This is a genomic window from Streptomyces sp. CNH189 (assembly GCF_000527195.1).
On the sequence record NZ_AZUS01000006.1, the window covers coordinates 95,711 to 117,150 of the forward strand.

Annotated in this window: 20 protein-coding genes and 1 riboswitch; of the genes, 11 read left to right on the forward strand and 9 right to left on the reverse strand. The window is 71.2% G+C overall.

Features of this window, described 5'->3' with window-relative positions:
* Position 1 precedes the first annotated feature (1 nt).
* The 9 genes from B100_RS0110570 (at position 2) to B100_RS0110610 (ending at position 9,301) form a co-directional block, all read left to right on the forward strand.
* Positions 2-652, forward strand: a complete 651-nt coding sequence (locus B100_RS0110570; protein ID WP_024884404.1) for an alpha/beta family hydrolase — start codon at positions 2-4, stop codon at positions 650-652.
* A 282-nt stretch (positions 653-934) separates the two neighbouring features.
* Positions 935-1,621, forward strand: coding sequence for an RNA polymerase sigma factor SigR (sigR, locus tag B100_RS0110575; protein ID WP_024884405.1), 687 nt, complete (start codon positions 935-937; stop codon positions 1,619-1,621).
* Complete coding sequence (gene rsrA, locus B100_RS0110580; protein WP_024884406.1) at positions 1,618-1,920, forward strand: mycothiol system anti-sigma-R factor; 303 nt, start codon at positions 1,618-1,620, stop codon at positions 1,918-1,920. Before sigR ends, rsrA begins: the two co-directional genes overlap by 4 nt.
* 140 nt (positions 1,921-2,060) lie before the next feature.
* Positions 2,061-3,449, forward strand: coding sequence for an HD-GYP domain-containing protein (locus tag B100_RS0110585; protein ID WP_024884407.1), 1,389 nt, complete (start codon positions 2,061-2,063; stop codon positions 3,447-3,449).
* On the forward strand, positions 3,446-4,693 hold the full coding sequence (locus B100_RS0110590) for an HD domain-containing protein (RefSeq protein ID WP_024884408.1): 1,248 nt from the start codon (positions 3,446-3,448) through the stop codon (positions 4,691-4,693). Before B100_RS0110585 ends, B100_RS0110590 begins: the two co-directional genes overlap by 4 nt.
* Before the next feature lie 157 nt (positions 4,694-4,850).
* The gene (locus B100_RS0110595) at positions 4,851-5,831 is read left to right on the forward strand and encodes a tetratricopeptide repeat protein (protein ID WP_024884409.1); all 981 of its coding nucleotides are present in this window, start codon (positions 4,851-4,853) and stop codon (positions 5,829-5,831) included.
* A gap of 148 nt (positions 5,832-5,979) precedes the next feature.
* A complete protein-coding gene (gene def, locus B100_RS0110600; RefSeq protein WP_024884410.1) occupies positions 5,980-6,630 on the forward strand; it encodes a peptide deformylase in 651 nt (216 codons plus the stop codon).
* A gap of 218 nt (positions 6,631-6,848) precedes the next feature.
* On the forward strand, positions 6,849-7,934 hold the full coding sequence (gene cyc1, locus B100_RS0110605; RefSeq protein ID WP_051489968.1) for an epi-isozizaene synthase: 1,086 nt from the start codon (positions 6,849-6,851) through the stop codon (positions 7,932-7,934).
* Positions 7,931-9,301, forward strand: a complete 1,371-nt coding sequence (locus tag B100_RS0110610) for a bifunctional albaflavenone monooxygenase/terpene synthase (RefSeq protein WP_024884412.1) — start codon at positions 7,931-7,933, stop codon at positions 9,299-9,301. Before cyc1 ends, B100_RS0110610 begins: the two co-directional genes overlap by 4 nt.
* 19 nt (positions 9,302-9,320) lie before the next feature.
* On the opposite strand, the gene B100_RS0110615 is transcribed toward B100_RS0110610, so the two are convergent.
* Entirely contained in the window at positions 9,321-10,283 is a 963-nt protein-coding gene (locus B100_RS0110615; protein WP_024884413.1) for a helix-turn-helix domain-containing protein, read from the reverse strand.
* A 93-nt stretch (positions 10,284-10,376) separates the two neighbouring features.
* On the opposite strand from B100_RS0110615, the gene B100_RS0110620 reads away from it, so the two are divergent.
* A complete protein-coding gene (locus B100_RS0110620; protein WP_051489969.1) occupies positions 10,377-10,595 on the forward strand; it encodes a hypothetical protein in 219 nt (72 codons plus the stop codon).
* Between the two features lie 21 nt (positions 10,596-10,616).
* On the opposite strand, the gene B100_RS0110625 is transcribed toward B100_RS0110620, so the two are convergent.
* The 7 genes from B100_RS0110625 to nagB all read right to left on the reverse strand — a co-directional run bounded on the left by B100_RS0110625 (position 10,617) and on the right by nagB (position 18,740).
* Positions 10,617-11,573 (reverse strand): ribonucleotide-diphosphate reductase subunit beta, encoded by a 957-nt coding sequence (locus B100_RS0110625; protein WP_486585623.1) that lies wholly within the window; start codon positions 11,571-11,573, stop codon positions 10,617-10,619.
* A gap of 56 nt (positions 11,574-11,629) precedes the next feature.
* Entirely contained in the window at positions 11,630-13,993 is a 2,364-nt protein-coding gene (locus B100_RS0110630) for a ribonucleoside-diphosphate reductase subunit alpha (RefSeq protein ID WP_024884416.1), read from the reverse strand.
* 125 nt (positions 13,994-14,118) lie between these two features.
* Positions 14,119-14,286: riboswitch (cobalamin riboswitch) on the reverse strand.
* 15 nt (positions 14,287-14,301) lie between these two features.
* Positions 14,302-14,808 (reverse strand): GNAT family N-acetyltransferase, encoded by a 507-nt coding sequence (locus B100_RS0110635; protein WP_024884417.1) that lies wholly within the window; start codon positions 14,806-14,808, stop codon positions 14,302-14,304.
* Positions 14,809-14,887: 79 nt separating this feature from the next.
* On the reverse strand, positions 14,888-16,519 hold the full coding sequence (mctP, locus tag B100_RS0110640) for a monocarboxylate uptake permease MctP (protein ID WP_024884418.1): 1,632 nt from the start codon (positions 16,517-16,519) through the stop codon (positions 14,888-14,890).
* A complete protein-coding gene (locus B100_RS0110645) occupies positions 16,516-16,782 on the reverse strand; it encodes a DUF3311 domain-containing protein (protein ID WP_024884419.1) in 267 nt (88 codons plus the stop codon). The genes mctP and B100_RS0110645 overlap by 4 nt, the downstream gene beginning before the upstream one ends.
* Positions 16,783-17,031: 249 nt before the next feature.
* The gene (locus tag B100_RS0110650; protein WP_024884420.1) at positions 17,032-17,796 is read right to left on the reverse strand and encodes a GntR family transcriptional regulator; all 765 of its coding nucleotides are present in this window, start codon (positions 17,794-17,796) and stop codon (positions 17,032-17,034) included.
* Positions 17,797-17,954: 158 nt separating this feature from the next.
* On the reverse strand, positions 17,955-18,740 hold the full coding sequence (gene nagB, locus B100_RS0110655) for a glucosamine-6-phosphate deaminase (RefSeq protein WP_024884421.1): 786 nt from the start codon (positions 18,738-18,740) through the stop codon (positions 17,955-17,957).
* A gap of 519 nt (positions 18,741-19,259) precedes the next feature.
* Between nagB and B100_RS0110660 the strand changes: the two genes are divergently transcribed.
* Positions 19,260-20,726 (forward strand): PAS domain-containing sensor histidine kinase, encoded by a 1,467-nt coding sequence (locus B100_RS0110660; protein ID WP_024884422.1) that lies wholly within the window; start codon positions 19,260-19,262, stop codon positions 20,724-20,726.
* Positions 20,727-20,964: 238 nt separating this feature from the next.
* Here the strand turns inward: B100_RS0110660 and B100_RS0110665 are convergent, their stop codons facing one another.
* Positions 20,965-21,222, reverse strand: coding sequence for a WhiB family transcriptional regulator (locus tag B100_RS0110665; protein WP_003992873.1), 258 nt, complete (start codon positions 21,220-21,222; stop codon positions 20,965-20,967).
* Between the last annotated feature and the right edge of the window lie 218 nt (positions 21,223-21,440).

Here is a 21,440-nt window from a genome sequence, read left to right on the forward strand (position 1 = left end):
CGTGACCAACGACACCACCGCGCCGACCCAGGACGTCGAGACCGACACGGGCACCGCCCGGATCACCTGGCACCGCGCGCCCGGCCGCGCCCGGCTCGTCCTCGCCGTGAGCCACGGCGCGGGTGGCGGCATCGAGGCCCGCGACCTCGTGGCGCTCGCCGCCGTCCTGCCCGCCCGCGGCGTGACCGTCGCCCTCGTCGAACAGCCCTGGCGCGTGGCCGGCAAGAAGCTCGCCCCGGCGCCGAAGACCCTGGACACCGGCTGGCGCGGGATCTGGCCCGCGCTGGCCGAGCCGGGAGTGCCGGTGATCTCGGGCGGCCGCAGCGCCGGGGCCCGCGTCGCCTGCCGCACCGCCACCGAGCTGGGCGCCCACGCCGTGCTCGCGCTCAGCTTCCCCCTGCACCCGCCGGGCAAGCCGGAGAAGTCCCGCGCGCCGGAGCTGCTGGGCGCGGGCGTGCCCACGCTCGTCGTGCAGGGCGGCAACGACCCCTTCGGCAAGCCGGCCGAGTTCCCCGAGGGGCCCCACGAACTGGTCGAGGTGGCGCAGGCCGACCACGGATTCGCCGTGCCCCGGCGGGCGGACCTCACTCAGGAGGACGCCCTGCGGGTCGTCACGGACGCGGTCGTGCGCTGGACCGGTTCCCTGCGCTGAGGCGCCCGGGACACCGGGGGCGGCACGGACACCGGGAATGCGAAGGCGGCTTCCGCTGTTGGGACGGTCGTATGTGCCGGTGACGGCACCGCCGCCGTAGGAGAGGAAGTCCACCGCATGGGTTCCACGTTCTGCCCGAGCCGCAGTGCCCGCGCCGACCTGGACTGGACGGTGCTGCACGCGGCCAAGACCGCCCCCATTCGGGCGGCGGGCGGACCGGATCGTCGTCTATCCTCCGATTCGGGTGAGGCCGGTCTCGGTCTCGCGACGACATTCGAGGAGGTGGGTCCGGTTCCCGGTACCGACGCAGGGACCGAACACGGCCAGGCGGAGCAGCCCGAGGGCCAGGGCGACAAGGGCGCGGAGTCGACCGCGGAGCGCAGTGCGCGCTTCGAGAGGGACGCGCTCGAGTTCCTCGACCAGATGTACTCGGCCGCGCTGCGCATGACACGCAATCCGGCCGACGCCGAGGACCTGGTGCAGGAGACGTACGCCAAGGCATACGCGTCCTTCCACCAGTTCCGCGAGGGCACCAACCTCAAGGCCTGGCTGTACCGGATCCTCACCAACACCTTCATCAACTCGTACCGCAAGAAGCAGCGCGAACCCCAGCGCAGCGCGGCCGAGGAGATCGAGGACTGGCAGCTGGCGCGTGCCGAGTCGCACATGTCCACAGGTCTGCGCTCCGCCGAGTCGCAGGCGCTGGACCACCTGCCGGACTCGGACGTGAAGCAGGCGCTGCAGGCGATCCCGGAGGAGTTCCGCATCGCGGTGTATCTCGCCGATGTAGAGGGCTTTGCCTACAAGGAGATCGCCGACATCATGGGGACACCCATCGGTACGGTCATGTCCCGGCTGCACCGGGGACGTCGTCAGCTGCGCGGCATGCTCGAGGACTACGCGCGCGAGCGCGGACTGGTCCCGGCCGGTGCCGGAGAGTCGAACGAAGCGAAAGGCTCGGGGTCATGAGCTGCGGAGAGCCGCACGAGACGGATTGCAGCGAAATCCTCGATCATCTCTACGAGTTCCTCGACCGTGAGATGCCGGATTCCGACTGTGTGAAGTTCGAGCACCACTTCGAGGAGTGCTCGCCGTGCCTGGAGAAGTACGGGCTCGAGCAAGCCGTGAAGAAGCTCGTCAAGCGGTGTTGCGGACAGGACGACGTGCCGGGCGACCTGCGGTCCAAGGTCATGGGCCGGATCGAGCTGATCCGCTCGGGTGAGTCCGTGCCCGACCAGGACGTCGCGACGGCCCCGCAGGAGTCCTGACCCCACGTCCCTCCCCGGACGCCGCGTCACCCGATTGTGCTAATCCGCGAGCGGTCCGCCCGCGGCGGCAGCCCCGTCCCGCCTAGGCTCCGAGCCTGGCAGGCGGCACATCGCGCGCGGCGCGGTCGGGGGAGGGGCTCATGGAAGCGTTACCGGCGCGGGCCCGGGTGTATCTGGTCTGCGTCACCCTTCTGGGTCTGCTCTGTCTGCTCCCCCTGCCGGGCCTGCCCCGGCCGGGGGTGCTGTCGTCCCTGCCCGACCCGCGTTTCCCCTGGTGGCCGGTCGTCCTGCTCGCCGCCCTGTACGCCGGCTGCGAGCGCCTCGCCCGGTCCCGGATCGTCGCCGGCCCGCACCCGGGTGGCACCTTCCACCCCGTGCTCCTCGCCGGGGCCTTCCTGCTGCCGCCGACCGCCGCGGCCCTGGTCGCGCTGCCCGGCGCGCTGCTGCTCCCCGTCGAGCACCGCCCCCGCCTCGCCCGCCGGCTCTGGCGCACCGGGCAGTTGGTGGTCGCCGTCTGGGCCGCGAGCCTGGTCCACCTCAAGACCGGGGGCCGGGACGCGGTCGCGCACTGCGACATGCCCGGCGCCCTCGCGACGGCCGGCGCCGCCGTGCTCGCGTTCTGCCTGGTCCTCACCCTGCTCGACGGCGGCGTCCTGGCTCCGGCCCCCGGAGGCCTCCCGCGCGGCCGGGCCGCCGCCGCCCCGGCCGCCTGGTCGCGGCTGTTCCTCGGCTCCCTCGCGCCACTCACCGTGCACGGCCTCGCCGGACTGATGATGGCCCTGCTGTGGCGCAGCCCGTACGGCCCGGTGGCGGCGCTGCTGGTGCTGCTGCCGATGGGCGTCTCGTGGTGGGCGTTCGCCCAGTACCACCGGGAGCGCGCCGCCCACCAGGCCACGATCCGCGCGCTGGTGCAGGCCGTCGACATCAAGGACGGCTACACACGCGGCCACAGCGAACGCGTCGGCCGGGCCTCCATGCTGATCGCGCGGGAACTCGGCATGGACGACGACCGCGTCGAGACGCTCAGGTTCGCCGGCATCCTGCACGACGTCGGCAAGCTCGGCGTGCCCACCCGGCTGCTCACCAAGAACGGCCCGCTCACCCCCGAGGAACGGCGGATCATCGAACTGCACCCCGAGTACGGGCACGAGATGGTGCGCGGCATCTCCTTCCTCGGCGAGGCCCGCGCGGCGGTGCTGCACCACCACGAGCGGCTCGACGGCACCGGCTACCCCTACGGCCTGGCGGGCGGTCAGATCCCCGAGTCGGCCCGGGTGGTCGCCGTCGCCGACGCCTTCGACGCCATGACCTCCACCCGCAGCTACAGCCGGGCGCGCCCGGTGCCGGTGGCGCTGGAGGAGCTCCAGCGGTGCGCCGGGACCCACTTCGACCCGCGGATGGTGCGGGCGCTGGTCCGCGCGATCGGCCGTGCCGGCTGGCACCCGGCGGTGACCGCCGACGAACCCCGGCCGACGGCCGTCCCCGGACCCGCCGCACCGGCCACCGGCCGCCCCGGGGCGCGCCGGTGAGGCCCCGGCTGCACACCGTCGTGCACCTGTGCGCCGCCGTCCTCGCCGCCGGGGCGCTGGGGATGACGCTCCACGACGGCATCGAGGACCGCGGCACGGCCCTGGCCTTCGGCACGCTGGTCGCCGTCGGCGAGCTCACCCGGCGGGGCGGCCGGGGCATCCGGGAGGCCGCGCCGCTCGCCGCCGCCGGCTCACTGGCGTACGCGCTGCTCGGTGAGACCGCGGGGCACGGCACCCACCACGGCGCCGCCCAGGTCGTCACCGTGGTGCTCGCCGCGTCGCTGCTCGGCAGCGTCCCGCACGTGGGGCGCGGCGACGGGCCCGCCCTGGACCCCGTGACCCGGCGGGTGCTGACCGTCGGCTTCGTCGCCGTGTGCTTCCAGCCGCTGCACGCCCGCGGCGCCTTCGACGACTTCAGCGGACCGTCGCACGCGCTGCTGCTCCTCGTCCTGCTGTCGCTGACCGCGCTGTGCGACGCCGTGCTCGCCGCCGCGCTGTCCCACTCCCGCACCGGCTGGCCCTTCCCGCCGCTGCTGCGCGACGAACTGCGGGCCGTGCCCGGGATCGGCGCCGCCGTCGTCGCCACGGGTGCCGTGATGGCGCTGGGCGTGGCGGTCGTGGGGCTGTGGGCGCTGCCGGTGTTCTCCGTGCCGCTGCTGCTCGCCCAGCTGTCGCACCGGCGGTACACCGCGGTGCGGGCCACCTACCGGCAGACCATCGCCTCCCTGGCGCGGGCCACCGAGATCGCCGGATACACCCCGCACGGCCACTCACGCCGGGTCGCCGCGCTCAGTCAGGCGGTGGGCCGGGACCTGGGCCTGACCGAACCGGAGCTGACCGTGCTGGAGTACGCCGCGCTCATGCACGACATCGGCCAGCTCAGCCTCGTCGACGCGGTCCCCGCGGGCGCCACCGCCGAGCTGCCGGTCACCGAGCAGCGGCGGATCGCGCTCCTCGGCGGCGCGGTGGTGCGCCAGACCGGTGTGGACCCCCGGGTCGCCGTGATCGTGGAACGCCAGGCCGACCCGCACCACGAGCAGCCGCCGGCCGCCCGGATCGTCCGGGTGGTGAACGCTTACGACGAGAAGTCCCGGGAAAGAGGGCCCGGGGGGCCGCTGACCGCGCTGGAGGAACTGCGGCTCAAGGCCGCCGGGGAGTACGCGCCGGAGGTCGTGGAGGCCCTGGCGAGGGTGCTGTCCCGGAACACGGAGGGGGCGCGTGAGCAGGTCGACCGGTCGTGGTGAGGGACCCGGGCGAGGCGGTCTGGCGGCCTGCCATGCTGGGTAACCCATGGGTAATGAGCGGCCTCGCGGCCGCACGTGGTTGGATGCGAAGGAGAGGGTGTCCGGGGGCGCCGACCGCTGCGGCCGGCCCACCGAACGGAACTGGCAGGCGGGAATCGTGAGGATCTTCGGCAAGGGACGTCACCGGCCCTCCGCCTCCTGGCGGCAGGCCACGGACCGCGCGTTCACGCTCATCGGCGACGGCCGGTACGAGGACGCGGGCGCGCTGCTGACCCGGGCCGCCGATCTGGAGCCCTGGCTGTCGGAGTCCTGGTTCAACCTCGCGCTGCTGCACAAGTTCCGGCACGACTGGGAGCAGGCGCGCGCGGCGGGACTGCGCGCCGTGGCCCTGCTCGACCGGGACACCGGTGCGCCGGACTGGTGGAACGTGGGCATCGCCGCGACGGCCCTGCAGGACTGGCCGCTGGCCCGCCGGGCCTGGCAGGCGTACGGCCTCAAGGTGCCCGGCTCCGCCACCGGCTCCGGCGAGCCTCTCGGCATGGACCTGGGCAGCGCGGCCGTACGGCTGTCCCCGGAGGGGGAGGCCGAGGTGGTGTGGGGGCGGCGGCTCGACCCGGCCCGCATCGAGGTGCTGTCCATCCCGCTGCCGTCCTCCGGGCGCCGCTGGGGCGAGGTCGTCCTGCACGACGGGGTGCCGCACGGCGAGCGGAGCACCGCCGCCGGGCACACCTATCCGGTGTTCGACGAGATCGAGTTGTGGGCGCCCTCGCCGGTGCCCACCTGGGTGGTGCTGCTGGAAGCGGCGTCCGAGGCCGACCGGGACGCGCTGGAACAGCTCGCCTCCGACGCCGGGTTCGCGGCGGAGGACTGGTCGTCGTCGGTGCGGCTGCTGTGCCGCATGTGCTCGGAGTCGCGGATGCCCTCCGACGAGGGTGACGGCGAGCATCTCGATCCTCACGACCACAGTGAGCCGGGGCATCCCGGACCGCTCGGGCACCGCACCGACGGGCAGTTGTGGGTGCCGGAGAGGGAATGCGGCATCGCCGCGCCCGCGGCTCTGGTGCGGGGGTTGCTGGACGGGTGGGTCGCCGACAGTCCGGACTCCCGGGACTGGCGGGATCTCGAAGAGGTCTGCTGAGGGCCGCGGCCCGGCTGCGGGTCGGCTGTGGCTTGTCGCGCCCACGCGGCGGAGCCGCACATCGATGCTGCCCCGCGCCCCTTCCTGGGGCGTTGCACTTACCCTTGTCACAGCATTCTCGGTCATCTCAGGAAGGCACACGTCGGTCATGGCTCAGCAGGACACCGATCAGCAGCACGCGGGCGTGCTCCCCGTCGACGACGAGGGCTACGTCATCGACACGGAGGACTGCGAGGAGCGCGAGGCGGCCTGGCGGGAGCGTGGCACCTCCCGCCCGATCACCGTGGTCGGCAACCCGGTGCTGCACAAGGAGTGCCAGGACGTCACGGACTTCGGTGAGGAGTTGCAGCAGCTGGTCGCCGACATGTTCGCCAGCCAGCGCACCGCCGAGGGCGTGGGCCTGGCCGCGAACCAGATCGGTGTCGACCTCAAGGTCTTCGTGTACGACTGCCCGGACGACGAGGGCGTGCGTCACGTCGGCGTGGTCTGCAACCCCAAGCTGGTCGAACTGCCCGCCGAGCAGCGCCGGCTGGACGACAGCAGCGAGGGCTGCCTGTCCGTGCCGACCGCGTACGCGCCGCTGGCCCGGCCCGACTACGCCGAGGTGACCGGCCAGGACGAGAAGGGCAACCCGGTCCGCGTGCGCGGCACGGGCTACTTCGCACGCTGCCTGCAGCACGAGACGGACCACCTCTACGGCTACCTCTACATCGACCGGCTGTCGAAGCGGGAGCGCAAGGCCGCGCTCAAGCAGATGGCCGAGAACGAGCCGCGCTACCCCGTGGTCGCCAACGACTGACGGCCGTATCACGGCTCACTCCACCCCGCGCGCACGGCGCCCGATCCGGCACATCCCGGACGGGCGCCGTTCGTCTGTGCGCAACCAAAGGTAGTGAAAGAAGCAAATCCGTTCCCAGAACGGTCGCTTGTGGTGCTGAATGGAGGTGCGGGGATACGCACGGCGTGCGCCCGGCTCGGGGGGCGGGCGCTCAACTGGCGGCTGAGAGGGGATTGTTCGTGCATGCTTTGTCACACGGCACCACATCGACACCGACCACCATCGCAGTTCCACCGGCGCTGTCTCTTCCGGTGATCGAGGCGGCGTTTCCCCGGCAACTCCACCCGTATTGGCCGAAGCTCCAGAGGGCGACCCGGGCATGGCTGCTCGAAAAGCGGCTCATGACCCCGGAGAAGGTGGAGGAATATGCCGACGGCCTGTGCTACACGGACCTCATGGCGGGCTACTACATAGGCGCGCCCGACGAGGTCCTGCAGGCGATAGCGGACTACAGCGCCTGGTTCTTCGTCTGGGACGACCGTCACGACCGCGACATCGTGCACGGCCGTCCCGACTCCTGGCGGCGCCTGAAGGACCTGCTGCACAACGCCCTCGACCGTCCCGGTGACCACCTCGGTCACGAGGACCCCGTGGTCGCGGGGCTCGCCGACAGCGTGCAGCGGCTGTTCACCTTCCTGCCGGGCGGCTGGAACGCCCGCTTCGCGCGCCACTTCCACACCGTCATCGAGGCGTACGACCGGGAATTCCACAACCGTACGGAAGGGATCGTCCCGACCGTCGAGGAATACCTGGAACTGCGCCGCCTCACCTTCGCGCACTGGATCTGGACCGACCTTCTGGAGCCGAGCGCGGGATGCGAACTCCCGGACGAGGTGAGGAAGAACCAGGTCTACCGGAAAGCGGCCCTGCTCAGTCAGGAATTCGCCGCCTGGTACAACGACCTCTGTTCGTTGCCCAAGGAAATCGCAGGCAATGAGGTGCACAATCTCGGCATCAGTCTCGTCACCCACGAGGGAATGACCCTCGAAGAGGCGATCGCCGATGTGAGGCGCCGCGTTGAGGAATGCGTCAACGATTTCCTGGACGTCGAGAAGGAGGCATTACGGTTCGCCGACCGTCTCGACGACGGGACGGTGGGCGGAAAGGAGACGAGCGCCGCCGTGCGCGCCTGCGTCGGCAACATGCGGAACTGGTTCAGTTCCGTCTACTGGTTCCACCACGAGTCCGGCCGGTACCGGGTCGACAGCTGGGACGACCGGTCCACGCCCCCGTACGTCAACAACGCAACGGAAGGTGAGAAATGACCGTCGAGTCGGTAGGAACCCCGAACGCCCCGACGACCGAACTGCGCGAGCCGCCCGTGGCCGGCGGCACCGTCCCGCTCCTCGGCCACGGCTGGCGGCTGGTGCGCGATCCGCTGGCCTTCCTCTCGCAGCTGCGCGACCACGGAGACGTCGTCCGGCTGAAGCTCGGACCCAAGACCGTGTACGCCGTCACGACCCCCGCCCTCACCGGCGCCGTGGCGCTCAGCCCGGACTACATCATCGCCGGACCCCTGTGGGAGTCGCTGGAGAGCCTGCTCGGCAAGGAGGGCGTGGCCACCGCCAACGGACCGCTGCACCGGCGCCAGCGGCGCACCATACAGCCCGCGTTCCGGCTCGACGCGATCCCCGCCTACGGCCCGATCATGGCCGAGGAGGCCTACGCGCTGGTGGAGCGCTGGCGCGCCGGCAAGCCGCTGGACATCACGGCGGAGTCCTTCCGCGCGGCGGTGCGCGTCACCGCCCGCTGCCTCATGCGCGGCAGCTACATGGACGACCGGGCCGAGCGCATATGCACGGACCTGGCCACCCTGTTCAGCGGCATGTACCAGCGCATGGTGGTACCGCTCGGGCCGCTCTACAAGGTGCCCCTCCCGTCCAATCGGGAATTCAACCGGGCGCTGGCCGATTTGCATGTCCTGGTGGACGAGATCATCGCCGACCGACGGGCAAGCGGTCAAAAACCGGACGATTTGCTGACGGCTTTGCTGGACGCGAAGGACGACAATGGCGACCCCATCGGGGAACAGGAGATCCACGATCAGGTCATCGCCATCCTGACCCCCGGCGCCGAAACCGTCGGATCCACGGTCATGTCCCTGCTCCTGGTTCTCACAGAGCACCCGGAACTCGGCGACAAGATCCGCGACGAGGTGAAATCGGTCGTCGGTGACCGGCCGGTCGCATTCGAGGACGTGCGTAAGCTGACGTACACCGCGAATGTCGTCACGGAGACCCTGCGGCTGTATCCGGCCGTATGGATTCTGACCCGCCGCGCGGTGGCCGACACAGAACTCGGCGGTTACCGCATTCCGAAGGGCGCGGACCTGATCTACAGCCCGTTCGCGATCCAACGCGACCGGCGGTCGTACGAGCGGAACGATGACTTCGACCCCGACCGCTGGCTCCCGGGGCGGTCGAAGGACGTGCCCAAGTTCGCGATGAGCCCGTTCAGCGTGGGCAACCGCAAGTGCCCGAGCGACCACTTCTCGATGGCGGAGCTCACGCTCATCACCGCGGTGGTGGCCACCGCCTACCGCTTCGAGCACGCGTCCGGGTCCGACGCCCGGCCGCGCATCGGCATCACCCTGCGGCCCCGCCGGCTGATGCTGCGGGCGCTGCCCCGCTGACCGGCCGAGCGGCGCGCGTTCAGGCGGCCTCCGGGCCCCTGAACGCGCGCCGGTAGGACTGCGGCGTGGTCCCCACCGCGCGGACGAAGTGGTGGCGCAGCGCGGCCGCGTTGCCGAAACCGGTACGGCCGGCGATCGCGTCCACCGTCTCGTCCGTCCGCTCCAGCAGGTGCTGGGCCAGCAGCACCCGCTGCCCCAGGATCCAGCGGTAGGGCGTGGTGCCGGTCTCCTGCTGGAAGCGGCGGGCGAAGGTGCGCGGGGACATGTGGGCGCGGGCGGCGAGCTGCTCGACGGTGACCTCCTCGTCGAGGTGCCGCTCCATCCACACCAGCACCTCGGCGACGGAGTCGCCCCCGGGCTGCGGCAGCGGGCGCTCGATGTACTGGGCCTGCCCGCCGTCGCGGTGCGGGGGCACCACCATCCGCCGGGCGATCCGGTTGGCCACCTCGGACCCCTGCTCCTTGCGCACCAGGTGCAGGCAGGCGTCGATGCCGGCGGCGGTGCCCGCCGAGGTGAACACCGGGTCCTCGTCGACGTAGAGCACGTCGGGCTCCGCCGTCAGATGGGGGTGCCTGCGGCCCAGTTCCTCCGCGTGCTTCCAGTGGACGGCGGCGCGGCGGCCCTCCAGCAGTCCGGCGGCGGCCAGCACGAACACCCCCGAGCACACGCTCAGCACCCGCGCGCCCCGGTCCACGGCCCGGCGCAGCGCGTCCAGCAGCTCGGGCGGGAACTCCCGCGACACGAAGGAGGCGCCGGCCGGCACGGTGATCAGGTCCGCCGTCTCCAGACGTTCCAGACCGTGCTCGACCTGGAGCGAGAAGCCGGTACTGGCGCGCACCGACGGCCCGTCCGCAGAGGCGACGGCGAAGTCGTAGACCGGCAGCCCGTCGTCGCTGCGGTCGATGCCGAACACCTCGCACACCACGCCGAGTTCGAAGGGGTTCACGCCGTCGAGGAGGACGGCCGCCACATTCCGGAGCATGCCTTCAGTGTGCCCCACGACTGGCAGTAAATCGAGGGTGTACGGCAGTCCTGCCACTGCCGGTCAGGAGTGTCCGGCGCGACAGTGGTGTACATGAACACGACGCAGATGGAAGCACTGATCTCGATGGTGGCCGTTCTCGGCCTGTTCGTCCTGATGACCGCGCCCGCCGTGATCGGCATCCTGCGCGACCGCCGCATCGACCGGCAGATCCGCCAGGCCCAGGCGGCCCCCGCCACCGAGCCGCCCGACCCGGCCGCGTCCCGCCCGCAGCACCGGGCCGCCTCCCGCCGTCACGCACGCGCGGCGTGAGACGGACCCGGCGCCCGGGCCCTAGAAGTCCTCGTCCAGGTCGACCGTGCCCTCCACGGCGACCTGGTACGCGGACGGACGGCGCTCGAAGAAGTTGGTCAGCTCCTGGACGCCCTGCAGCTCCATGAAGGAGAACGGGTTCTCCGACCCGTACACCGGCGGGAAGCCCAGCCGCACCAGCCGCTGGTCGGCGACGCACTCCAGGTACTCCCGCATCGACGCGGTGTTCATGCCCGGCAGCCCTTCGCCGCACAGGTCCCGCGCGAACTGCAGTTCCGCCTCGACCGCCTCGCGCAGCATGTCGGTGACCTGCCGGCCGAGCTCCTCGTCGAACAGCTCCGGCTCCTCCTTGCGCACGGTGTCCACCACGTCGAACGCGAACGACATGTGCATGGTCTCGTCGCGGAACACCCAGTTGGTGCCGGTCGCCAGCCCGTGCAGCAGGCCCCGGCTGCGGAACCAGTAGACGTAGGCGAACGCGCCGTAGAAGAACAGGCCCTCGATGCACGCCGCGAAGCAGATCAGGTTGAGCAGGAAGCGGCGCCGGTCGGCCCGGGACTCCAGCCGGTCGATCTTCTCCACCGAGTCCATCCACCGGAAGCAGAACTCGGCCTTCTCCCGGATGGACGGGATGTTCTCCACGGCTGCGAAGGCCGCCGCCCGGTCGTCCGGGTCGGGCAGATAGGTGTCCAGCAGCGTCAGGTAGAACTGGACGTGCACGGCCTCCTCGAACAGCTGCCGCGACAGGTACAGCCGCGCCTCGGGCGAGTTGATGTGCTTGTACAGCGTCAGCACCAGGTTGTTCGCCACGATCGAGTCGCCGGTCGCGAAGAACGCCACGAGCCGACCGATCAGATGCTGCTCCTCGGGGGTCAGCTTCGCCAGGTCGGCGACGTCCGAATGCAGGTCCACCTCCTCGACGTGCCAGGTGTTCTTGATCGCGTCCCGGTAGCGCTCGTAGAAGTCGGGGTAGCGCATGGGGCGCAGGGTCAGCTCGAAGCCGGGGTCGAGCAGGTTCTTCGTCGCGCTGGTGGTCACTGGCAGGCCTCGCAGGATTCGGGGTTCTCGAGGGAGCAGGCGACGGCCTCGGGATCGGCCGGCTGCTGGACGGGGACGGGTACGGCGGCGCGGGCCGCGCGGGCGATCCGGGTCGCCGGGCGGGAGCGCAGGTAGTAGGTGGTCTTCAGCCCCTGCTTCCAGGCGTAGGCGTACATCGACGAGAGCTTGCCGATGGTCGGCGTCTCCAGGAACAGGTTCAGCGACTGCGCCTGGTCCAGGAACGGGGTGCGCGCGGCGGCCATGTCGATCAGGCCGCGCTGCGGGATCTCCCAGGCCGTGCGGTACAGCCGCCGGACGTCCTCCGGGATCCACGCGAAGTGCTGCACCGAGCCGCCCGCCTCGCGCAGCGCCTCCCGGGTGCGCGCGTCCCACACGCCGAGCCGCTTGAGGTCCTCCACCAGGTACGAGTTGACCTGGAGGAACTCCCCGGACAGCGTCTCGCGCTTGAACAGGTTGGACACCTGCGGCTCGATGCACTCGTACACGCCCGCGATGGACGCGATGGTGGCGGTCGGCGCGACGGCCAGCAGCAGCGCGTTGCGCATGCCCGTGGCCGCGATCCGGACGCGCAGCGCCTCCCAGCGCTCCGGCCAGGTGAGCTCGACACCGTAGTGGTCGGGGTGCAGCACGCCCCGGGCCGTACGGGTCTTCTCCCAGGCCGGCAGCGGGCCGTGCCGCTCGGCCAGCCCGGCGGACGTCTCGTACGCGGCGAGCATGATCCGCTCGGCGATCCGGGTGGAGAGCGCCTTCGCCTCGGGGGAGTCGAACGGCATGCGCAGCCGGAAGAAGACGTCCTGCAGCCCCATCACGCCCAGACCGACCGGGCGCCAGCGGCTGTTGGACCGGGACGCCTGCTCGGTCGGGTAGAAGTTGATGTCGACCACCCGGTCCAGGAACGTCACGGCGGTACGGACCGCCGCGTCCAGGCGCTCCCAGTCCATGCCGTCCGGGCCGGCGAAGGCCGCGAGGTTGACCGACCCCAGGTTGCAGACCGCGGTCTCCCCGTCGTCGGTGACCTCCAGGATCTCCGTGCACAGGTTCGAGGAGTGGACCACCTGGCCGGGCTCGGCGGTCTGGTTGGCGGTGCGGTTGGCGGTGTCCTTGAAGGTCATCCAGCCGTTGCCGGTCTGCGCGAGGGTGCGCATCATCCGGCCGTACAGCTCGCGGGCCGGGAGCGTCCTGCGGGCCAGGCCCCTCGCCTCGGCGGCGCGGTAGGCCGCGTCGAACTCCTCGCCCCACAGGTCGACCAGCTCGGGCACGTCGACGGGGGAGAACAGCGACCACTCGGCGTCGGCGTCGACCCGGCGCATGAACTCGTCCGGCACCCAGTGCGCCAGGTTCAGGTTGTGCGTACGGCGGGCGTCCTCACCGGTGTTGTCCCGCAGCTCCAGGAACTCCTCGACGTCCGCGTGCCACGTCTCCAGGTAGACGGCGGCGGCGCCCTTGCGCCGGCCGCCCTGGTTCACGGCGGCGACCGAGGCGTCCAGCGTCTTCAGGAACGGGACGATGCCGTTGGAGTGCCCGTTGGTGCCGCGGATCAGCGAGCCCCGGGCGCGGACGCGGGAGAAGGACAGGCCGATGCCGCCGGCGTGCTTCGAGAGGCGGGCGACCTGGTGGTAGCGGTCGTAGAGGGAGTCCAGCTCGTCCTTGGGGGAGTCCAGGAGGTAGCAGGACGACATCTGCGGGTGGCGGGTGCCGGAGTTGAACAGCGTGGGGGAGGAGGGCAGGTAGTCCAGCCGGCTCATCAGCCCGTACAGGGCGGCGACCTCGTCCAGCGCCCGCTCGCTGTCGTCCTCCGCGAGTCCGCAGGCCACCCGCAGCAGGAAGTGCTGGGGCGTCTCGACGACCTTGCGGGTGACCGGGTGGCGCAGCAGGTAGCGGCTGTGCAGGGTGCGCAGCCCGAAGTAGCCGAAGCGGTCGTCGGCCGTGGTGTCGACCAGGGCGTCCAGGCGGGCGGCGTGCAGCCGGACGAGGGCCGCGGTCCGGTCGCCGATCAGTCCCTCCCGGTGGCCGGTGGCGACCGACCCGGTGAAGGAGGTGACGCCCTGCGAGGCGGCCTCGGCGCGGATGCCGAGGGTCAGCAGCCGGGCGGCGAGCCGGGAGTAGGCGGGGTCCTCGGAGATCAGGCCGGCCGCCGCCTCGGTGGCCAGTTCCCGCAGCTCCGCCTCGTCGGCGGCGGCGGACCGGCCGCGCAGCGCGGCCGCGGCGACCCGGCCGGGGTCGGCGTCGGGCAGGTCGGTGGTCAGCTCGGTCAGGGTCCGCAGCAGCGCGGCTCCGGGGCCGTCGCCCTCCTCGGTCACGCGGGTCGCTGAAGCCGGATCGGCTGGCGCGATGGTCACGTGGGGCTCTCCCTCGCTCGGCACGGGGGCCTCGAAGAGCGCAGGGGGCAGCACACGAGCGCACGCGGCGCCGCGTCCACCGGCCCATTCCGCGAGGCCCGGACGTCAGGGCACCCGGACCGGACGGGCCGGGCGCACTGTCGGCAGGTCCTCGGACTGACTCCCGTGCGCGCCCGTGGGCAGGCAGGGGTACACCGTTGCGGGACAGTTCCGGATTCGCACCGGATTCCCCTGCGGCGACAGCGAGCATGAGCATACATCTTGTGCCGGGTGCCGCCAGCAAGCCCATATGTTGTGTCGAGTCGGTGTCAGAGTGTCAGCTCATAGGTGAGGAGCATGATGTCGTCCAGCTCCGGCAGCGGGTTCCAGTCCCGCTCCGGGGCGCGGGTGAAGCCCAGCCGCTCATAGACGCGGTGGGCGGCGCGCATGGTGCGCTGGGTCGACAGCACGACCCGCGCGCGGCCCTCGGTCGCCCGTGCCCGGTCGACGCAGGCGCGCACCAGTGCCTCCCCGGCGCCCCGTCCCCGGCCGGACGCGGCCACCGCCAGCATCCGGATCTCCGCCTCGTCCGGCCGCGCCATGTCGGCCATCGGTCCGGGCCCCGGCACGAAGGTCACCCCGCCCAGCAGCGTGCCGTGCTCCACCGCGACCAGCACCTCGGCGGCGGCCGCCCGCTTCGCCACGTCCCTGAGCTCACCGAGGTAGGCGTCGCTCTCCCCGAAGTCCAGCAGGCCGTCCTGGAGATAGGCCTGCGCGGTGATCTCACCGAGTTCCGCGTGCTCGCCGGGCGTCACCGGCCGGATGACGATGTCCATGCGGGGGAGTCTGCCGCACGGGCACGACAGCGGGCCGCCGGTTTTCCACCGGCGGCCCGCTGCCCTGTGTCCCGCGACGTCAGTGCGCGCTGCCCGCCGTGGCCGGCGGGAGCTCGGTCCGGACGCCGGGGTCGCCCGCGTCCGCCGTGTAGTCCTCCGGCTTCGTCTCGTCGACGCCCTCGGGCGCCTTGAGGGCCCGCATGACGAATGTGAGCACCACCGTGACCACCACGTTGATCACGAAGGCGGTGAGACCGATGTAGCCGATCTCGCCGATCCCCGGGATCTCCTTGGCCGAGCCGCCGAAGTGCTTCTGCGTCGGCGACGCCACCCCGTACGCGGCGACCGTGCCGTAGATCATGCCGACCGCCCAGCCGCCGATCAGCGCCCAGCGGTGGAACCAGCGGGTGAACAGGCCGCCCACCAGCGCCGGGAAGGTCTGCAGGATCCAGATGCCGCCCAGCAGCTGGAAGTTGATGGCGACCGTCTTGTCCATGGTCAGGACGAAGGCCAGCGCGCCCACCTTCACCAGCAGCGACACGGCCTTGGAGACGGCGGTCTCCTGCTTCGGGGTCGCGTCCGGCTTGATGAAGTCCTTGTAGATGTTGCGGGTGAACAGGTTCGCCGCCGCGATCGACATGATCGCCGCCGGCACCAGCGCGCCGATGCCGATCGCCGCGAAGGCCACACCGGCGAACCAGTCCGGGAACATGTTCTCGAACAGCTGCGGGATGGCCAGCTGGCCGTTCTGTACCTTGACCCCGGCCGCGATCGCCATGAAGCCGAGAAGCGCCAGGAGGCCCAGCATCAGCGAGTACAGCGGCAGGATCGTGGTGTTGCGGCGGATCACCTCACGGCTGCGCGAGGACAGCGTCGCCGTGATCGAGTGCGGGTACATGAACAGCGCGAGCGCCGAGCCCAGCGCCAGCGTGGCGTACGTCCACTGGCCCGCCTCGCCCGGCACCAGGGCGCCGCGCGGGGCACCGGTGGCCGGGTTGGTCTCGCTGTACGCCTCCTGCGCGGAGGCGAAGATCTCGTCGAACCCGCCCAGCTTGATCGGGATGTAGATGATCGCCACCGCGATCACGATGTAGATCAGCGTGTCCTTGACGAACGCGATCAGCGCCGGCGCCCGCAGACCCGACGAGTAGGTGTACGCGGCCAGCACACCGAAGGCGAGGAGCAGCGGCAGGTCCTTGACGAACCAGTTGGTGTTCTCGCCGCCGCCGCCGACGCCCATCACGTCCAGCACGGCCTGGATGCCGACCAGCTGCAGCGCGATGTACGGCATCGTCGCCAGGATGCCGGTGACCGCGACGGCCAGCGACAGCCCCTTCGAGCCGAACCGCCCGCGCACGAAGTCGGACGTCGTCACATAGCCGTGCTTGTGCGACACCGACCACAGCCGGGGCAGGAAGGTGAAGATCAGCGGGTACACCAGGATGGTGTACGGCACCGCGAAGAAGCCGGCCGCGCCCGCCGCGTAGATCGCCGCCGGGACGGCCACGAAGGTGTACGCGGTGTACAGGTCGCCGCCCAGCAGGAACCAGGTGACCCAGGTGCCGAACGAGCGCCCGCCCAGGCCCCATTCGTCGAGGGTGTGCTCGTTGGCGGCCCTGCGCCAGCGCGCGGCCAGGAAGCCCATCACCGTGACGAGCACGAAGAAGAAGATGAAGACGGCGAGTGCCACGCCGTTCACGCCGTCGTTCACTGCTCCGCACCGCCCTTCGTGGCCGTACGGCCGCGCTGGTCACGCTGCCAGAGCTTGTACGCGGTCATCGTCAGCACGGTCGAGAGCAGCACCCAGGCCATCTGGTACCAGTAGAAGAACGGGATACCGATGAAGGCCGGGTCGGTCTTGGCGTAGGACCCGACCCACAGCATGGCCACGAACGGTGCGACGAGACAGAGGCCGATGACGACGCGCACGGGCGTCACCACCGGCTCTCGTGTTGTTTCTGGGGCTTGTGACATCAGACGGCTCCCGTCCCCTCACTGATCGCCGACGTTGGCTCGCGGCAATGTAGGTGAGGGGGCGGGGCGGTCGTAACCCCCCGTTGGAGGGGCGGTACTCAGCAGCCGCCCAACCGAGAGGCAACAGCAACGAAAATCCTGTCAACCACCCGGTCTGTCGGGTTTTGCGGCCGCCCCAGGAGGCCGTCCGGCGCCCGTCCGGTCTCGGTCCTGGGGGCGCGGGAACTCGGTCTTGGGGGCGCTCGGGGCTCAGTCCTGGGGGCGCTTGAGGCGCGCGACGAACTTGTACCGGTCGCCCCGGTACACCGAACGCACCCACTCCACCGGCTGCCCGCCCCGGTCGAGCGAGTGCCGCGACAGCATCAGCATCGGCAGGCCGACGTCGGTGCCGAGCAGGCCCGCCTCGCGCGGAGTGGCCAGGGACGTCTCGATCGTCTCCTCCGCCTCCGCGAGATGGACGTCGTACACCTCGGCGAGGGCGGTGTAGAGCGACGTGTACTTGGTCAGGCTGCGGCGCAGCGCGGGGAAGCGCTTGGCGCTGAGGTGGGTGGTCTCGATGGCCATCGGCTCGCCGTTGGCCATGCGCAGCCGCTCGATGCGCAGCACGCGTCCGCCGGCCGTGATGTCCAGCAGGCCGGCGAGCCGGTCGTCGGCGGTGATGTACCCGAGGTCGAGCAGCTGCGACGTCGGCTCCAGGCCCTGGGCGCGCATGTCCTCGGTGTAGGAGGTCAGTTGGAGCGCCTGGGACACCTTGGGCTTGGCGACGAAGGTGCCCTTGCCCTGGATGCGCTCCAGACGCCCCTCGACCACCAGCTCCTGCAGCGCCTGGCGCACGGTGGTGCGTGAGGTGTCGAACTCGGCGGCCAGGGTGCGCTCGGGCGGGACCGGGGTGCCGGGAGGTGCCGTCTCGGTCATGTCGAGCAGGTGTTTCTTGAGCCGGTAGTACTTGGGCACACGCGCCGTACGGACCGCGGTCCCACCCTCGTTCTCCGCACTGCTGACGTCGGTGCTCATGCTCTGCCTTCCCGGCTCCGGCTGCCGAAGCGGCCGACAGACCGTCGGCCACGGCTGACATCGTGGCACGGCTCGGGACGGGGAGGTGTCCCCCGTACGCTCCGTGATCCCTTTTGTATACCCCTGGGGCTGGTGCTGGTCCAGACCACGGGCGGTGGTCAGATCCCCTGCCACTCCGGCTTGTTGGCGTAGGTGTGCCGGAAGTAGTCGGCGAGCTTCAGCTTGGAGGCGGCGGCCTCGTCGACGACCACGGTGGCGTGCGGGTGCAGCTGAAGCGCGGACGCCGGGCACACCGCCGCGACCGGTCCCTCGACGGTGGCGGCGACCGCGTCCGCCTTGCCCTCGCCGGTGGCCAGCAGGACCAGGTGCCGGGCCTCCAGGATGGTGCCGATGCCCTGGGTGATGACGTGGTGCGGCACCTGGTCGATGTCGCCGTCGAAGAAGCGGGCGTTGTCCACCCGGGTCTGCTCGGTCAGGGTCTTGATCCGGGTGCGCGAGGCGAGCGAGGAGCACGGCTCGTTGAACCCGATGTGCCCGTCCGTGCCGATCCCCAGCAGCTGCAGGTCCACGCCGCCGGCCTCGGCCAGCTCCCGGTCGTAGCGCTCGCAGGCGCCCTGCACGTCCTCGGCGGTTCCGTCCGGGCCCAGGAAGGACTCCATCGGGATGCCGAGCGGTTCGAGGACCTCGCGGCGCAGCACCGAGCGGTAGGACTCGGGGTGGTCGGCCGGCAGCCCCACGTACTCGTCGAGCTGGGCGACCCGCGCCCGGGAGATGTCGGTGGCGCCGGAGCGGACCTTCGCCGCCAGCGCCTCGTAGACGGGCAGCGGCGTGGATCCCGTGGCCACGCCCAACAGGGCGTCGGGCTTGGCCCGCAGCAGCTGGGCCATGGCCTCGGCGACGGTCTCGCCTCCCGCCTTGGCGTCCGCAACGATGACAACTTCCACGGTGGGCCTGCCGATCTTCCGGTGGACTCGACTGGGACGGGTCCCGGGGTGCGGGACCATGTGGTTTAGACCAATCTCAATCTAGCAGAGCGGGGCCCGCCGACCGAGGTGACACGGGCCGTCGGGCGCGGTCGCGCCGAAATTCCCGCCGCGGCCGCCCCCGCGAGCCACCCGCTCGGGTTAGGCTGCGGTGCGGACGCGCCTGCGTCCAAGTGGACGCGGAGCGACGACAAAAGAACGGTGTTCCACGCATTTACAGGGGCAGTGGTCTAGTCCACAATGCGTAGCAGGACACACAAGCCTGCCTTCCCCGCACAGGAAGGCGGACCGAGGATCCGGAGCTCTCTGCCCTGACTGCCCCGGCTCCTCATCCTTCGGCCGACCGGGACCGCACACCCCACGGCCGATATTGCTCCGGGCTGCGGTGCCGGGAGGGTTGAGGGTCCCTCCCAGGCGCCGCGGCCCGCGGGTGTTTCCGGGCCCGACGATCCCGCGGGTACGCTCGCTGACGTGCCCTCCATGAACGAACTCGTACGCCAGCACACCGCCCTCGACGACACCGATCTCGAGTGGCTCCACCTGCTGGTGTCGGAGTGGCAACTGCTCTCCGACCTCTCCTTCGCCGACCTGGTCCTGTGGGTCCCCACGCGCGACGGCACCCGCTACGTCTCCGTCGCCCAGATGCGGCCCAACACCGGCCCCACCTCCTACCAGGACGACATGGTCGGGCACCTCGTCCCGCGCGGCCGCCGGCCCATGCTGGACGCGGCCCTGGACGAGGGCCGCATCGTGCGCGAGGGCGACCCGGAGTGGCGCGAGGAGGTCCCCGTCCGGGTGGAGTCCATCCCGGTACGGCGCGAGGGGCGGGTCCTCGGCGTCATCGCGCGCAACACCAACCTGCTCACCGTGCGCACCCCCAGCCGGCTGGAGCTCACCTATCTGCAGAGCGCCTCGGACCTGGCCCAGATGATCGCGGCCGGCTCCTTCCCGTTCGCGAACCAGCAGCTGGAGATGGACGCCTCGCCGCGGGTCGGCGACGGGCTGATCCGGCTCGACGCCGACGGGGTCGTGCAGTACGCGTCCCCCAACGCCCTGTCCGCCTACCACCGGCTGGGCCTGGCCGCCGACCTGGTGGGCCATCACCTCGGGCAGACCACCGCCGAACTGGCGCCCTCGCGCGGGCCGGTGGACGAGGCGCTGGCCAAGGTCGCCAGCGGCTGGGCGCCCCGCGAGTTCGAGATCGAGTCCGACGACGGGGTGATCCAGTTCCGCGCGATCCCGCTCAAGCCGAAGGGCACCCGCATCGGGTCGCTGGTGCTGCTCCGTGACGTGACCGAACTGCGCCGCCGCGAGCGCGAGCTGATCACCAAGGACGCGACCATCCGGGAGATCCACCACCGGGTGAAGAACAACCTCCAGACGGTGGCCGCGCTGCTGCGGCTCCAGGCCCGCCGGATCGGCTCCGAGCGCGGCCGGGCGGCGCTGGAGGAGGCCGTGCGACGGGTGGGGTCCATCGCCATCGTCCATGAGACGCTGTCTCAGAACCTGGACGAACGGGTGGAGTTCGACGAGATCGCCGACCGGGTGCTCGCGATGGTCGCCGAGATCTCGCCCGGCAAGGTCGCCGGCCGGCGCTCGGGCCGCTTCGGCATACTCGACGCCGAGGTCGCCACACCGCTGTCGATGGTGCTGACCGAGGTGCTGCAGAACGCCCTGGAGCACGGTTTCCGTGAGGGTGAGACCGGCACCGTCGAGGTGTCCGCGGTCCGCGGCGGCACGTCCAGGGAGGCGCGCCTGCTGGTCACCGTGCAGGACGACGGGGTTGGCCTGCCCGAGGGCTTCGACCCGCACACCGCCGGCAACCTGGGCCTGCAGATCGTACGGACCCTGGTGGAGGGCGAGTTGGGCGGCACCTTCGACATGGTCCCGGCCCCGGGCCGGGGGACCCGGGTGATCCTCGACATCCCGGTCCAGGGGGACGCGTAATCCCCGGACCTTCTCGGGGCCGGGTCCGCCGTACATGGCCCCGGACAGCAAAAGACCCCGGACCGGGGTCCGGGGCTGATGCTCGTTCCTTCGGGTTCCCCTGCTCGAACGGGGTCGGGCTTCGGGGGGAACCGCGCGCTGCGGCTCGGGGCGGGAGATGCGTGTGCGCCGTCCACGGAATCTTCCGGACGGGCGCACACGCGCCGCCAAGCTCAGGCTGTCACCAGGGGTGGGGTCGTCAGGCGGAGGCCTGACGCGCCCGGTTGCGAGCCGCGCGGCGCTTCATCGCGCGACGCTCGTCCTCGCTGAGACCACCCCAGACGCCGGAGTCCTGACCGGACTCGAGCGCCCACTGCAGGCACTGCTCGATCACCGGGCAGCGGCGGCAGACGGCCTTGGCTTCCTCGATCTGCAGCAGCGCGGGACCGGTGTTGCCGATGGGGAAGAAGAGCTCGGGGTCTTCCTCGCGGCAAACGGCGTTGTGACGCCAGTCCATGGCTGCTACCTCTCCTTGGTATTACTGCAAGTGCTTGTGAATGTGAACGCTTTCACGAATCCCCCAACAAGGGAAGGGCCGACCGCCAGGTTCCCTGGCGTGGTCCTTGGGTTTGAAGAGGGGTTCCGGTGATCTGTGGAGGCCGATGTTGCGGGCCGTCCCGATCGCCAAGAAGAGACTCGCAAACCTCGGCGGCGGATACAACCCCTTCCGAAAAG

Coding starts and splice junctions, on each gene's coding strand:
- rsrA (WP_024884406.1), top strand. CDS start 1,618: ATGAGCTGCGGAGAGCCGCACGAGACGGATTGCAGCGAAATCCTCGAT.
- B100_RS0110585 (WP_024884407.1), top strand. CDS start 2,061: ATGGAAGCGTTACCGGCGCGGGCCCGGGTGTATCTGGTCTGCGTCACC.
- def (WP_024884410.1), top strand. CDS start 5,980: ATGGCTCAGCAGGACACCGATCAGCAGCACGCGGGCGTGCTCCCCGTC.
- B100_RS0110610 (WP_024884412.1), top strand. CDS start 7,931: ATGACCGTCGAGTCGGTAGGAACCCCGAACGCCCCGACGACCGAACTG.
- B100_RS0110615 (WP_024884413.1), bottom strand. CDS start 10,283: ATGCTCCGGAATGTGGCGGCCGTCCTCCTCGACGGCGTGAACCCCTTC.
- B100_RS0110620 (WP_051489969.1), top strand. CDS start 10,377: ATGAACACGACGCAGATGGAAGCACTGATCTCGATGGTGGCCGTTCTC.
- B100_RS0110625 (WP_486585623.1), bottom strand. CDS start 11,573: ATGCGCTACCCCGACTTCTACGAGCGCTACCGGGACGCGATCAAGAAC.
- B100_RS0110635 (WP_024884417.1), bottom strand. CDS start 14,808: ATGGACATCGTCATCCGGCCGGTGACGCCCGGCGAGCACGCGGAACTC.
- B100_RS0110645 (WP_024884419.1), bottom strand. CDS start 16,782: ATGTCACAAGCCCCAGAAACAACACGAGAGCCGGTGGTGACGCCCGTG.
- B100_RS0110650 (WP_024884420.1), bottom strand. CDS start 17,796: ATGAGCACCGACGTCAGCAGTGCGGAGAACGAGGGTGGGACCGCGGTC.
- B100_RS0110660 (WP_024884422.1), top strand. CDS start 19,260: ATGAACGAACTCGTACGCCAGCACACCGCCCTCGACGACACCGATCTC.
- B100_RS0110665 (WP_003992873.1), bottom strand. CDS start 21,222: ATGGACTGGCGTCACAACGCCGTTTGCCGCGAGGAAGACCCCGAGCTC.